Raw genomic sequence first — 13,960 nt, forward strand, 5'->3', positions numbered from 1 at the left:
TAATTTCTTATTTAAAATTACAGTCTGAAAGAAGGTTTTAGTATTATAAGAATTTACGCTATTTATATCCGTATTTATACGGATAAAGTTGACGTAATAAATTAAATCAAATTAATTTCTGTAGCTTTTTTAATAAGCTCGGCAGTGTTTTTTACTTCAAATTTTTTAAGAATGCTAGTGCGATGGGTTTCTATGGTACGTGTGCTAACAAATAATTTAGCAGCAATTTCTTTTGTAGTTAAACCTTTAGATATTAATCCTAAAATCTCGTTTTCTTTATTTGATAATACATTTTCGCTAATGCTTTGAGTAGACATAAAGTTTATCATTTTTTCAGAAATTTCTGAGCTAAAATGTTTTTTTCCTTTGTAAACATTTCTAATGGCAAACACCAATTCAGACTCATCAGTATTCTTTAATAAGTAACCGTATGCACCCATTTTTGCACATTTTGCAATGTAGTTACCAACGTTGTGCATAGAAATTACTATAGGTTTTATGTTCGTGTTTAAGTTTTTTATTTCTTTCAGAACCTGAAAACCATCCATATTTGGCATAGTAAGATCTAACAGGACTATATCTGCTAGAAGTTGGCTATTGAGTACTTTCATCAACTCAACACCATCAGCAACACTTTTAACAATTTTAATATCGTCATGCTTTTTTAGTAACTCTGCAAGCCCAATCCTAAAAAGCTCATGGTCATCAGCTATTATTAATTTAATTTCGTTCATCATTCAATTGGTAATTCAATTTCAAAAGTTGTATTTCCAGGTAAAGCATTGATTAAAATATTACCGTTACAAATTTCTACTCGCTCTTTAATGTTAATAATTCCTGACCCTAGTTTAACGGTATTTATATCAAAACCAATTCCATCATCAAAATAAAAAAGCGAAATAAACTCATCAAATTCTGAAAGCGTTATTCGGATGTGTTTTGCTTTAGCATGTTTTAAAGAGTTATTGATGAGCTCTTGGCTTATTCTAAAGAGATTAATACCCTGATGACTAGAAATGTTTGAATTTTCTTGTTTGGTTAAATCTTCATACTCAATGTTTATACTGGTTGATTTATTTAAGTTTTCTATATAGTTGGTAAGTGTTACTCCAATTCCAAAATCATCAATTGAAGCAGGCATTAATGCGTTAGACATCAATCTGATTTCGGAAATGGCATCATCCACTATTTTTTTCATTTCAGTCTTCTTCAATTCATTTTTAACATTATTTTCTATATAATGCTTCAAAGAAGTCAAATAAGGTCCTAAGCCATCATGAAGTTCTCTTGAAAGTCTACGTCTTTCGTTCTCCAATCCGTTTACCAATAATCGTTTTGCCATTATCCTGCTATCATCTTCTTTATTTTTATAATCAATGAGCTTATTTCTCATGGTTACCAGGCTTTTTCCGAGTACATCGTTGGCGCTACTAGGTTGATATTTGGTTTCTAAATTCATGTTGCCAATTTCATAAGAAAACTTTACAGCGCCTTGTAAAGAAGCTTTTAGGTTAGATAGCGCATCAAACATTTCTTTTATTTCATTACTACTTTTTTTATATTCAATAGTTTGATCATAGTTGCCTTTAGCCATAACTTTTAGGCTGTTTTGCATGTTTTTTATTGGGTCAACAATAATTTTTGTTAGAAAAAGAGATAGGGTAACAGCTACTAAAAAAATAACAAGAGTTAAGGTCATAAGTCTCAACTTTAATTTTTCTAAAGGCTTAGCAACCTCACTTACGTCAATTTCTGAGAGGATAACCATTTTTAAATTGGAAATTTTAATAAGACTATATACACTGTAAACTGGTATACCTCTATAATCATTAAAAATTCCTCTTCCATTAATACCTTTTAATGCGCTTATTACCCCTTGTGTTTTTACTGAAATATCGCTAGGTTTTTTATGAGGAAAAAACCGCGATTCAGAGCGCATCCGAAAATCTTCGCCAACAAGATAGGTCTCTCCACTCTCGCCCATACCTGTTCGTTCTAGAAGAATATTTTGTATATTTTTAAAATCTAGTATTTTGATTTTTCTACCCTTATTAGAATTTAACACAAAACCTATTGTTGTTTTTTTATATTTATGATAGGGTGTGAAATCATGAATGCCATCTGTTTTTTTGATACTGTCTGAAAGCATTAAACTTGCACTATCAATATCTTCGTTATAATTTTCAGACAATTCAAAACTTTTCCATTCAGACTTTATATAATTTTCTATTTGGACACTTTCTAGGGTTTCAATTGAATTCAATTGCATTAAAATACGATCATTTAAAACACTTGAAAACTGTTCGTAAAACGAAAAAGATAACAAACCTATCACCAATACAATCAAACTATTAATTATAATGAGTACTAGTGTTTTGATATTCATTTAAATCTGATTAAATATATTGTTATCCAATTTAATTATTGCTGTTTGAAACATGCTGATAGGCGTTTCTAATATAGCTTATTAAAGGTAATAATTACACAAGTGCTAAACCATTATTTTAAAAAAAAAGCCTCGAGAAAACTCCCGAGGCTTAAAAATAATATATGATTGAATTAGAATTTCACTCCTAAAGAAAGATAAGCAATACGGCCATCAGCAGGCATAATACCAGGACCTGGATAACCACCAGCTCTACGCGTAAAATAACGTTCATCGGTTAAATTATTAACACCTGCTTTAATATTATAGTGTTTTAAAAATTTATAGCTTGCTGATAAATCTTGTACGCTGTAAGCAGGAATTAAACCCGTTGTAGCAGCAGAGTTTGGTGCTTCAGTATTAGAAGCATCGGCGTAAGCCTTACCAATTTGACTTAATTGCCATGTCATAGAGAAACCTTTTAAGCTGTAAGTAGCACCAAAACGATTGATACTTCTTGGAGCATTTTCAACTCTTTTTCCTGCTAAATTACTTTCAATAATTTGACCGTTGTTTACTGAGGTAGTTTTGAAATCTTGGTAAGTAGCATCAATATAGGCTAATGAGGTAAATAAGCTTACATAACCTATTTTAGAGCTTTTAAAAATAGCAGTCACTGGGTCTACTTCTACATAAGCTTCAAAGCCTTTACTTACTGATCTACCTAAATTTGTACGGAATTGGAAGTTTTGCGAGTTGGCATTTGATTGTGTAATTGTTCCAATACGGTCATCATAATTTAAATGGAAATAATCAATATCAAAATTTAAGAAATTACTTACTTGACCACGGTAACCAAAATCAAAATTGTAACCTCTGGCATCTTGCAAATTAGGATCTATTACATCTGTAGTAGCTGGTGGCGTTAAATCAGAAATTAACACAGGACGATAAGCTTGCGAAATGTTTGAGTAAAATTTAGTTGTTGGTGTAATTTTATACTCAGCACCTGCACCAAAAAGTAAGAAATTACGCTTACGAGTGCTAGGGGATAAGTTAGTTGTTACATTAAACTGCCCCTCTATAGTAGAGCTAATATTTTCTAAGCGTACACCACCTGTAACTAGGAATTTATCAGTAATATGAAAAATATTTTCTACAAAAGCTGCTGAGTTCACGTTAGCAAAATCAAGGTCGCGTGGGTAAACGCCGCTAGATAAGTTAAAATCCATATCTGTACCAGCTGTACCAACCCCTTGTTGTTTACGGTCTATGTGTCCATTAAAATATCTTACACCTGCCGCTAAAGTATTATTTAAGCCTAATGCTTTATATGCTGTTAATAAACGTAACTCGGAACCGTAAGTGGTGTAATAATCGCGGTCTACTTGTCTGGTGCCTAAATTATCTGGCGTAGTGATGGCACTTACAATACCAACACTATTGCGCTCTGCAATAGTTCCAAAAGCTTTCCAGCTGAGTTTAGTTTTTTCGTTAAATACATATTCTGCATGAAGCGATGGAACCAACCAAGGTGTACTAAACCAGTTTCTACTTCTATTACTCTGACGAGCATCTTGATTAAACTGTACATCAGTTAAACCACCAGGTTGCTGACTTTCAGTAGTCATATAAGTAATCTCTGTTCCTATTTTAAACTTTTTAGAAACTGCGTAGCTTAATTCAAAATGTGCGTGGTCTGTATCAAAAAAACCATTGTCTCTCCATCCATCACCTCTACGTTTTTGGTAGTATGCGGTGTAGCTTAAACGACCAACAGTACCACCGATATAGTTAAAGGTACTGAGTAAACCATTGCTGCCCACTGTATTTTGAGATTCAAATGTTAAGCGTGTAGAAATATCTGGTTTACGTAATACAAAATTCATTAAACCACCAAACTGAGGACCATATTGTAATGATGATGCGCCGCGAATAATCTCGATACGGTCTACAACTTCCATTGGAGGTGTATAGTAAGCTTCAGGATAACCCATTGGGTCTGGCGTAATATCATATCCGTCCATTCTTACGTTAAATTCCCAAGACCTATTAGGGCTTAAACCACGTGAAGCAACACCTAATTGTATACCAGAACCATCATTTTCCCAAACAGAAATACCAGGTGTACGGCCAAAAATTTGGCGACTGTTATTCATCGCTAAATTAGCATTGATATTATCTAACTTAATCAATTCGTTTTTCTTTGCTGCATTGATTCTGAAATCTGTAACATCCGGAAGAGTTTCATTACCTTTTATTCCTTTTCTAGTAGATACCTCAACTTCGTTTAAAGAGATCCCATCATCATCAAGTTTGAAATTAATAGTACTGTTTTGGTTATCTGATAAATTAACTTCGGAAGTTTTATTTTGCATACCTATAAAACTTACCATAATAGTATAAGTTCCTTTTTCAAGTCCTTTAATTATATATTCACCTTTATGATTAGTTTGTGCAACTCTAACTGTTCCTTTTAAAAAGATGTTAGCTCCAACAATAGCTTGTTCGTTACTGTCAACAACTTTACCACTTAAAGATGCTTTCTGTGCAAATACTATAGTTGTTAATAAAAGTAGGAGGGATAGAAAAGTAAAACGCAATTTCATATACGCCAGATTAAATTAGATTAATTATAAATAATGCGGCAAACGTATATATTATTTAGATTAAATACAAATAAAAATATAAGAAATTTATATCTGAAAAGAGGGTAGACTTTGGTGCTTAAAATAGCTTAATAACCAGTATTTTAAGATATAGTGATGTTTATTATTAATAAACATACTAGAAGAATAAAAACAATGAAATAATATCAAATAAGAAATATAAAGGGTGCTAAAGCAAAAAGCCATCGCAATAATTGCGATGGCTTTGTAATGACTTTAAATGTTTAATTATATAAAAAGCTGCAATTAAGCAAGTCTTACATTAGCAGCATTTAATCCTTTTTTACCATTTTGAAGGTCGAAAGTTACTTCGTCATTTTCTCTGATATCATCTACCAGACCCGAAACGTGTACAAAATACTCATTGTTTGTTCCGTCTTCTTTAATAAAACCAAAACCTTTGGTAGAATTAAAGAACTTTACTGTTCCATTATTCATGTTATAATTTTTAATTGAAGCAAATATAATAAAAATAAAAATGTAAAACTAATTTTTAACAAATTTAATATTTGATTAAATTTAAAAGCTTTATATTATTTGATTAATTCTAATAGACATTTAAGTTTTTTTTAAAACAAAAAAGCCCTCGTTTCTTAAAAACGAGGGCTTTGATGACTTTAAATGTGATCTATATTAAGAGACCTGCAATTAAGCAAGTTTAACATTCACTGCATTTAATCCTTTTTTTCCGTCCTGTAGGTCGAAAGTAACTTCGTCATTTTCTCTGATTTCGTCAATCAGACCCGAAACGTGTACAAAGTATTCTTTGCTCGTTCCATCTTCTTTAATAAAACCAAATCCTTTGGTTGAGTTAAAGAACTTTACTGTTCCATTGTTCATTGTAATTGTTATTAATTGTATCAAATGTATACATAATAATTTAAAATTACTATTGTTTTAAGTTTTCTAAAAAAATATCATAAAAAAAACCATGAAGATTATTCATGGCTTTATATCATCTATAGGTAGTTATTAAATCTCAAAAGAGAAATCATCATCTACTTTTTGCGGAGCACCGTCAGGATTATACTCATATCTTTTTTCTATAACTTCTTGGTGTGCTTTTATATAATCTACAGTTTCAGCAAGACCTTCAGCAAATTTTTCAAAATCTTCTTTATATAAAAAAATCTTATGTTTTACAAATACGCCGTCTTCTAGTCTTTTTTTGCTTTCGGTTACAGTAATGTAATAATCATTTGATCTTGTTGATTTTACATCAAAAAAATAAGTTCTTTTTCCTGCCCTTACTTTTTTAGAAAAAACCTCTTCTCTCTCTTTGTTTTCGTAATCTCCCATTGCTGTTGTCAAGTTTTTAGTTTTGATTGGTTAAATAAAGAAAGAAAAAACTAAAGTTCCAAATAATTGTTAAGGCAAATTCGTTAAAAATTAACTAACCTGTTCTTCTTCTAGTAGTTGCTTCTCGTATAAATCATAATACAAGCCTTTTTTAGCCAATAAACTTTCATGATTGCCAATTTCTGCAATCTCACCATCTTCTAAAACAATTATTTTATCGGCATTTTTAATGGTAGATACCCTGTGCGCAATCATAACACTGGTTTTATGGCGCATAATCTTACCTAAATTATTTAAAATAGTTTCTTCTGTTTTGGTATCAACAGCAGATAAGCTATCATCAAAAATGAGTATTTGTGGCGAGTTTATAATAGCCCTAGCTATAGAAACGCGTTGTTTTTGTCCTCCTGATAATGTGATACCACGTTCGCCAATAAAGGTTTCAAATTGCTGGTCAAACTCCATAATATTATGGTAAACAGCAGCATCTTTAGCAGCTTGTTCTACTTTAGACATATCCATTTTATCTAAACTGAAGGAAATATTACGGGCAATGGTATCAGAAAATAAAAAAACTTCTTGCGGTACAAAACCAACCTGGCTACGATAGTTTTCTAAATTTAATTGATGGATAGGAGTACCGTCAATTAAAATTTCTCCTTCATCGATATCATACATTCTTAATAAAAGATTGGCCAATGTAGATTTACCAGAGCCAGTTTTACCGATAACAGCTAGCATTTCTCCAGATTTCACTTCAAAGCTTATATTTTTTAAAGCTTTTATACCGGTATCTGGATAAGTGAAACTAACATTTTTAAAGGTTATATCACCTGTGATTTTTTTTGTAATAGCTTCGGATTCACTATAAATATCTGGCTTTATACTTAAAAAATTATTGATTCTTTTTTGTGATGCTGCTGCTCTCTGAATTAAAGATGTTACCCATCCTAAAGACATCACCGGAAAGGTTAATTGGTTTACATAGATAATGAATTCAGCAATATTACCAGCTGTAATTTTTCCTTCCATAACCTCAATACCTCCCATGTAAACGGTTATAATGGTACTTAAGCCAATCATCAATAACATAAAAGGATAAAACAAAGCTTGTACCTTAACTAAGGATAAAGATTCTGTTTTATAGCTTTCACTTTCCTCTGCAAAACCTGCTCTTATTTGTTCTTCTCTCCCATAAGATTTAATTACCCTAATGCCTGCAAAAGATTCTTGAACGTAAGATGATAAATCGCTTAAGCGCTCCTGTATTTTCTCGCTTTTTAAGTTGATGATGCTGTTTACATAATAAATAGCAATAGCTAATATTGGTAAGGGAGCTAAGCAATATAAAGCCAATTTTAGGTTTACACCCACCATAGCTATAATGATGAGTGCAAAAAGTACTGTGGTATTGATGGCGTACATGATAGCCGGACCTACGTACATTCTTACTCTACTCACATCCTCGGTTACTCGGTTCATTAAATCACCAGTATTGTTTTTCCTGAAGAAAGCCATATCCAATTTCTGATATTGGTTATAGATATCATTTTTTAAATCATACTCTATATGTCTTGAGGTAAGAATAATAGTCTGCCTCATGAAAAACAAGAAAATACCACGTGTTAAAGCCATCAATAGCACCAATAAACCAAAAAACAGTAGGCTAGTACCAAATAAATCGTAGATGATTTCTTGCCTATTGAAACCAAAAAATAATCTGTACAAGGCAATATTTTCATTTACCAAGTCTAATGCTAGACGAATAATTTGAGCAGGTACAACAGCAAAAAAATTAGATATGATGACGAATATAATACCTGGTATAAGTTTCCAGCGGTACTTAAAGAAAAATTTATTGAGATAAGCTAATTCTTTCATGGATTTCATCCAAAGTTACAGCATTATTTTGGTTATCACATTCAGTTTTTAAAACAAGACACAAAAAGAGCTATCCATTAAAATTGTTACGGTCTTAGCTGTTACTGTATATAAAATTCAAAAAAAACAGCTACTTTTGTCAAAGATCTTCGGGTTCAATTATATTGATTTTATGTCATCTGTTCGTTTAGAAGAAAGTTCCGTATTTAGCCAATTAGGGTTATTAAGTCACCAGCAAGTTGTATTTTGTAATGATGAAGAAACTGGCTTAAAGGCTATTATCGCTATACATAATACTGTATTAGGTCCTGCTCTTGGTGGTACCAGAATGTGGGATTACGCTACAGAAGCAGAAGCTTTAAATGATGTTTTGCGCTTATCACAAGCGATGACTTATAAAGCGGCTATCACCGGCTTAAATTTAGGTGGGGGCAAAGCAGTTATTATTGGCGATAGCAGAAAAGACAAAACCGAAGTGATGATGCGCAGATTTGGACGTTTCATCCAAAACTTAAATGGAGCTTTTATTACCACACAAGATGTAGGAACCAGTCCTAAAGACATGGAATACATCCGTATGGAAACTAAATATGTAACCGGTATACCAGAAGTAATGGGAGGCAATGGCGATTTATCTCCAGTTACAGCAAAAGGTGTTTTCATGGGGATAAAAGCTTGTGTTAAAGAAATGTTTGGGACAGATTCTTTAGCTGGAAGAACTGTTGCCGTACAAGGAACAGGACATGTAGGCGAAAATTTGGTAAGTCTTTTAAGAGCAGAAAACGCTAAAGTTTATGTAAGTGATATCAATGAAGAGCGATTGATTAAAGTAGCTCGTCAATACGGTGCAGAAGCGGTAAACAACAGTCGTTTATTTGATATAGATTTTGATATTTACGCACCTTGCGCTTTAGGTTCTACTGTAAATTCAGAAACTATAGCTAAAATGAAATGTGCTATTATAGCTGGTTCTGCCAATAACCAATTAGCAGATGAAAAAGCGGATGGGCAACTACTTTTAGAAAAAGGCATCTTATATGCGCCAGATTATTTAATTAATGCTGGAGGCTTAATCAATTGCTACTCTGAATTAGAAGGTTACTCTAGAAAAAGAACCATGCAATTGGCAGAAAATATTTACGAGGCAACCAGAGAAGTGTTAAGAAAATCAAAACAAGAAGAAATTCCAACTTATTTAGCTGCTAATAAAATAGCAGAAAAGAGAATTGCAGATATTAGAAAGATAAAATCATCAAATTAATTATACCCATATACAAATTAGGTTTTTTAAAAACCAAATCGTTCTTTAAAATATGTTAAATAGAAGGCATTTAAGAGTAAAAGTAATGCAAACGCTGTATGCGTTTCAACAAACCGAATCTACAGATTACAGGCTGCAAGAGAAAAACTTATTGGCAAGTGTAGATAAAGTTTATGAAATGTATATTGGCTTGTTAGCTTTAATTAATGATGTTGTGCAATATGCAGATATTGATGCAATAGAAAGGGCTAATAAACATTTGCCTTCGGAGGAGGATTTAAATCCCAATCTTAAAATTTTAAACAACCTATTTATAAAACTTTTATTAGAGTCTGAAGATTATCAACAAGCTATAAAAAAGTACAAAACTTCATGGGATTTTGATCCAGAACTTGCTCGTTCTTTATTTGCGTCTTTAAAAGCCTCAACAGAATATCAGGAATACATCAAAGCTGAAGGCCAGGATTTACATACAGATAAAGACATTATCAAATTTATTTTCAAGAAAATCATCTTAAAATCTTCTTTAGCTCAATCTGCTTTAGAAGAAAAGCATATCAATTGGCAGGTAGACCAAGATGTTTTACAAGCCATGATAGCTAAAACATTAAAGAACTTTTCTTCTTTAAACGGAGACCATAAATTAGCACAAATTAGTTCTAATTGGGCAGAAGATAAAGAGTTTATCACAGATTTATTCCATAAAACTGTTGCTAACGAAACCACTTTTCAGGGGCTTATTGCTGGTAAAACCAAAAATTGGGAAGCAGATAGAATTGCCATGATGGATGTTATCATCATGAAAATGGCTATAGCAGAAATGATATATTTCTCAAGTATCCCGGTTAAGGTTACCATCAATGAATATCTAGAAATAGCAAAAGAATTTAGTACGCCTAAGAGTAATTCATTCATAAATGGTATTTTAGACAAAATATTTGAGGAATTAAGCTCCCAAAATAAAATAAGAAAATACGGAAGAGGTTTAAATTAAGAAGCGATATGAAAAAATGTTTTTTAGTACTAGGTGTTGCTATTTTTCTTTTCACAGGATGTAGCAATAATGGTTCAACAAAAGGTGATGCTAATAGTACTGATACCACAAACGTATCAACAGATGGTGCGGCAGCTATTACTTTTGAAGAAGGAACTTATGATTTTGGTAAGATAAAAGACGGCGAGAAGGTATCTCATGATTTTATATTTGAAAATACTGGAGAAGCGCCATTAATTATTTTGAATGCGAGTGCAACTTGTGGTTGTACGGTACCAGAATGGCCAAAAGAACCTATTGCAGTAGGTGGCACTGCAAAAATCACGGTAGTTTTTGATAGTTCAGGTAAAGTTGGTTTACAAGATAAAGTGGTAACCATTTTGGCTAATACTGTTCCAAATACGACACAAATACACCTTATAGGAGAAGTAACTCAATAAATTAAATGATAGATATGTTAAATTTTGTTTTATTACAAGCAGGTAGTGGGGTAATGCAATTCCTTCCGATGCTATTAATCGTAGTGGTTTTCTATTTTTTCATGATAAGACCACAAATGAAAAAAGCTAAAGACCATAAAAAGTTTGTTGCTGAATTAAAAAAAGGAGATAAAGTAATTACTACTGCTGGTATACACGGTAGAATTGTTGATTTAAATGAAACTACCATTGTTTTAGAAACAGAAGGTGGTGGTAAAATCAGATTTGAAAAAGCGGCAGTTTCTTTAGAATCTTCTAAAAGCTTAAATAGCTAATCAAAAAAATAAATTAAAGGTGCCGTTTTGATATATTCGAAACGGCATTTTTGTTGTAAATAAACAAATAGCCTTAATTTTTAATCTATGGCAATCATCCGGTTATCTGCAGCAGAGCGTAAAAGAATAAGTATCTTTATTACTTGTTTGTTATTAGCTGTTACCGCCTGGATGTTTTATTCCTTATCTCTTAAATACGATTATCAACTTAAAACGTTAGTAACCTTTAAAAATCTTCCTCAAAATAAAGCGTTTTATCCTTTACAGTCTGATACAGTTATACTAAACGTACAAGGTACTGGCTGGCAGCTTTTGTTTAACAGAATAGGGGTGGGCTCTAAAGAGATTAAAGTAGATTTAGCTTCATTACAAAGGCAGCATTTTGTAACTTTTACTGAGCAATTGCCAGCTATAAACCAGCAGTTTTCATCTTTACAGAGAATCATTAGTGTACAGCCCGATACCCTTTTCTTTGATTTTACAACTCGGAAAGTTAAGCGTGTACCTGTGAAGTTTATTGCTGATGTCAATTATAAAAAGCAGTTTGGACAATCAAAAGATATTCAATTAAAGCCAGCTTATATAACCATAACGGGTCCTTTAGAACAATTGCAGCGTATTAGTTATTGGGAAACAGATACCTTCAGAAAGAAAAATGTAGATGCTTCTTTAGCTGCAAAAGTAAATTTAAAACAACCTTTAGAACCTAATATTAGCTTATTCCCGCTATCAGTAGAAATGCAGTTACCTGTAGAAGAGTTTACGGAAAAAGTTATCACCATACCAGTTAGAGTGATTAATAACCCAGAATATCATCAGGTTAAAATTATTCCCGAAAAGGTTACCCTTACGGTAATGGTTGCACTTTCTTATTATGCTGATATTACTGAAGAAGATTTTACTGTAATTGCTGATTTAAGCTTATGGCGAAAATCTGGTGCTAGTAAGCTTCCGGTTGTTATCAAAAATAAAAATGCCTATGTGAAAATAAGTCAGGTAATGCCACAACAGGTAGATTTTATGATTCTTAAATAATGATGAAAGTAGGCATTACAGGCGGTATTGGTAGTGGTAAAACCACAATATGTAAGTTGTTTGAACTTTTAGGAATCCCTGTTTTTTATGCTGATACAGCAGGAAAAGAATTGATGTTGAGTGATTTAGAGGTTAAAAAAGCTGTTGTTAACTTATTTGGAGAGGCTGCTTATTCCCCTAACGGAAATTTAGATAGAAAGTATATTGCTGATATTGTTTTTAAGGATGACCAAAAATTAAAGGCTTTAAACGCTATCATTCATCCCGCTGTAAAAGATGCTTTTTTACTTTGGAGCGAGCAACAAAATACTCCTTATGTTTTAAAAGAAGCAGCTTTACTTTTTGAAAGCAAATCTTATTTGGACAATGATTATAATATCTTAGTTTCTTCGCCTACTGAATTACGTATACAAAGGGTAATAGCCAGAGACCAAACTAGTAGAGAAAAGGTTTTAGAACGCATAGAAAAGCAACTTCCAGAAGAGGAAAAACAAAAGCTGGCTGATTTTTTTATCCTTAATAATGAGGAATTACATATCATACCACAGGTTTTAAAATTACATCATCAATTGGTGCTTTTAGCTCAACAGAAATGATTATAGATGATTTTTTAGTCCTTAAACCAGAGGGAATTTATTGCCGATACGCCGATTTTTATTTAGATCCACAATTGCCAGTACAACATGCTGTCATTTCTCACGCACATGGTGACCACGCAAAGGCTAATAACCATAACGTATATTGTACTTCATTTACAAGAAAGTTAATGGAGCTTCGTTATAGAAAGCAAGCTGCTAAAAACTTTAATATTATCCATTATCATCAAGAGTTTTTTATTAAGGACGTGAAGCTAACTTTTTATCCAGCTGGGCATATTTTAGGTTCTGCTATGGTGAAAATGGAATATCTAGGCTGCTCTTATTTATACACTGGAGATTATAAGCTACAAGAAGACGCTACTTGCGAACCAGCCGAATTGGTTAAAGCCGATGTTTTGATTACTGAAACAACCTTCGCAAATCCAGAAATACAACATCCAAACGTAGAGGATGAGATAAAAAAGTTAAATGAAATAGAACAAAATATCATTCTTGGAGTGTACGGTTTAGGCAAAGCACAAAGAATTACAAGTTTAATAAACCAGTTTTGTCCGCAAAAAGAAGTTCATGTACATTACGCTATTTATCCAATACACCAGCTTTACGAAGCTTCTGGATATCAATTAGGCAAATATCAATTATATAATAGAAAAAGTTTAAAACAAAATCAGTTACAACAAGTATATTTAGTGCCACCATTAACTTTTAATAGTTATATAAGAGCTAAAGGAGTAGCCAGAGTATTTGCATCAGGGTGGAAATATTTACAAAAAGGTAATGATGCTGCTTTATATATTTCTGACCATGTAGATTGGAACGATATTTTGTATACTATCAAAGAGGTAAAACCTAAAGAAGTTTGGACTTTACATGGCGATGGTTTGGTGCTTAAACAGTATTTTAAAGAAGATTTAGTTGTTAAATTGCTTTAATGTTGGTAGAGAATATAGATTATTATATAAACGAAGAGGGTAATTTTGTATTTACAGAAGCATATCATTTAAAGCGTGGGTATTGCTGTAAAAACGGATGTAAGCATTGTCCTTGGTCTTATAAAAAGGAAAAAACCGATAAAAATTTAAAGAAGTAAATTTGCTCAAATT

The 13,960-nt window shown here is 32.2% G+C and carries 15 protein-coding genes; 8 read left to right on the forward strand and 7 right to left on the reverse strand.

All coding sequences use genetic code 11. The features are described from left to right. Positions 1–101 precede the first annotated feature (101 nt). The 7 genes from B2745_RS01190 to B2745_RS01220 form a co-directional block, all read right to left on the reverse strand. Positions 102–734, reverse strand: coding sequence for a response regulator (locus B2745_RS01190; protein WP_304062557.1), 633 nt, complete (start codon positions 732–734; stop codon positions 102–104). Beyond that, complete coding sequence (locus B2745_RS01195; RefSeq protein WP_304062561.1) at positions 734–2,386, reverse strand: ATP-binding protein; 1,653 nt, start codon at positions 2,384–2,386, stop codon at positions 734–736. The genes B2745_RS01190 and B2745_RS01195 overlap by 1 nt, the downstream gene beginning before the upstream one ends. Positions 2,387–2,559: 173 nt before the next feature. After that, complete coding sequence (locus B2745_RS01200; RefSeq protein ID WP_304062564.1) at positions 2,560–4,974, reverse strand: TonB-dependent receptor; 2,415 nt, start codon at positions 4,972–4,974, stop codon at positions 2,560–2,562. Between the two features lie 306 nt (positions 4,975–5,280). Beyond that, positions 5,281–5,472 (reverse strand): cold-shock protein, encoded by a 192-nt coding sequence (locus B2745_RS01205; protein ID WP_026904784.1) that lies wholly within the window; start codon positions 5,470–5,472, stop codon positions 5,281–5,283. Between the two features lie 210 nt (positions 5,473–5,682). After that, positions 5,683–5,874 carry a cold-shock protein gene (locus B2745_RS01210; protein ID WP_026904785.1) on the reverse strand — a complete coding sequence of 64 codons (192 nt, stop codon included), beginning with the start codon at positions 5,872–5,874 and terminating at the stop codon, positions 5,683–5,685. 132 nt (positions 5,875–6,006) lie between these two features. Continuing rightward, positions 6,007–6,333 carry a DUF3276 family protein gene (locus B2745_RS01215; RefSeq protein WP_304062568.1) on the reverse strand — a complete coding sequence of 109 codons (327 nt, stop codon included), beginning with the start codon at positions 6,331–6,333 and terminating at the stop codon, positions 6,007–6,009. Between the two features lie 90 nt (positions 6,334–6,423). Then, on the reverse strand, positions 6,424–8,214 hold the full coding sequence (locus B2745_RS01220) for an ABC transporter ATP-binding protein (protein WP_304062571.1): 1,791 nt from the start codon (positions 8,212–8,214) through the stop codon (positions 6,424–6,426). A gap of 172 nt (positions 8,215–8,386) precedes the next feature. Between B2745_RS01220 and B2745_RS01225 the strand changes: the two genes are divergently transcribed. The 8 genes from B2745_RS01225 to B2745_RS01260 all read left to right on the forward strand — a co-directional run bounded on the left by B2745_RS01225 (position 8,387) and on the right by B2745_RS01260 (position 13,947). Continuing rightward, complete coding sequence (locus B2745_RS01225; protein WP_026904788.1) at positions 8,387–9,475, forward strand: Glu/Leu/Phe/Val family dehydrogenase; 1,089 nt, start codon at positions 8,387–8,389, stop codon at positions 9,473–9,475. Positions 9,476–9,527: 52 nt separating this feature from the next. Beyond that, positions 9,528–10,469 carry a transcription antitermination factor NusB gene (gene nusB / locus B2745_RS01230; protein WP_304062574.1) on the forward strand — a complete coding sequence of 314 codons (942 nt, stop codon included), beginning with the start codon at positions 9,528–9,530 and terminating at the stop codon, positions 10,467–10,469. Positions 10,470–10,477: 8 nt separating this feature from the next. Next, a complete protein-coding gene (locus B2745_RS01235) occupies positions 10,478–10,909 on the forward strand; it encodes a DUF1573 domain-containing protein (RefSeq protein ID WP_304062578.1) in 432 nt (143 codons plus the stop codon). 14 nt (positions 10,910–10,923) lie between these two features. Further along, on the forward strand, positions 10,924–11,223 hold the full coding sequence (gene yajC, locus B2745_RS01240) for a preprotein translocase subunit YajC (protein ID WP_026904791.1): 300 nt from the start codon (positions 10,924–10,926) through the stop codon (positions 11,221–11,223). 87 nt (positions 11,224–11,310) lie between these two features. Further along, positions 11,311–12,258 carry a YbbR-like domain-containing protein gene (locus B2745_RS01245; protein WP_304062580.1) on the forward strand — a complete coding sequence of 316 codons (948 nt, stop codon included), beginning with the start codon at positions 11,311–11,313 and terminating at the stop codon, positions 12,256–12,258. Beyond that, positions 12,258–12,854 carry a dephospho-CoA kinase gene (gene coaE / locus B2745_RS01250; RefSeq protein WP_304062583.1) on the forward strand — a complete coding sequence of 199 codons (597 nt, stop codon included), beginning with the start codon at positions 12,258–12,260 and terminating at the stop codon, positions 12,852–12,854. Before B2745_RS01245 ends, coaE begins: the two co-directional genes overlap by 1 nt. Continuing rightward, positions 12,851–13,789, forward strand: coding sequence for an MBL fold metallo-hydrolase (locus tag B2745_RS01255; protein WP_304062586.1), 939 nt, complete (start codon positions 12,851–12,853; stop codon positions 13,787–13,789). Before coaE ends, B2745_RS01255 begins: the two co-directional genes overlap by 4 nt. Beyond that, positions 13,789–13,947, forward strand: coding sequence for a DUF5522 domain-containing protein (locus B2745_RS01260; protein ID WP_304062589.1), 159 nt, complete (start codon positions 13,789–13,791; stop codon positions 13,945–13,947). Before B2745_RS01255 ends, B2745_RS01260 begins: the two co-directional genes overlap by 1 nt. The last annotated feature ends 13 nt before the right edge of the window (positions 13,948–13,960 follow it).

Origin of the sequence: Pedobacter glucosidilyticus, assembly GCF_002483235.1 — a bacterium.
In the GTDB taxonomy this organism is placed as follows: Bacteria; Bacteroidota; Bacteroidia; order Sphingobacteriales; family Sphingobacteriaceae; genus Pseudopedobacter; species Pseudopedobacter glucosidilyticum_B.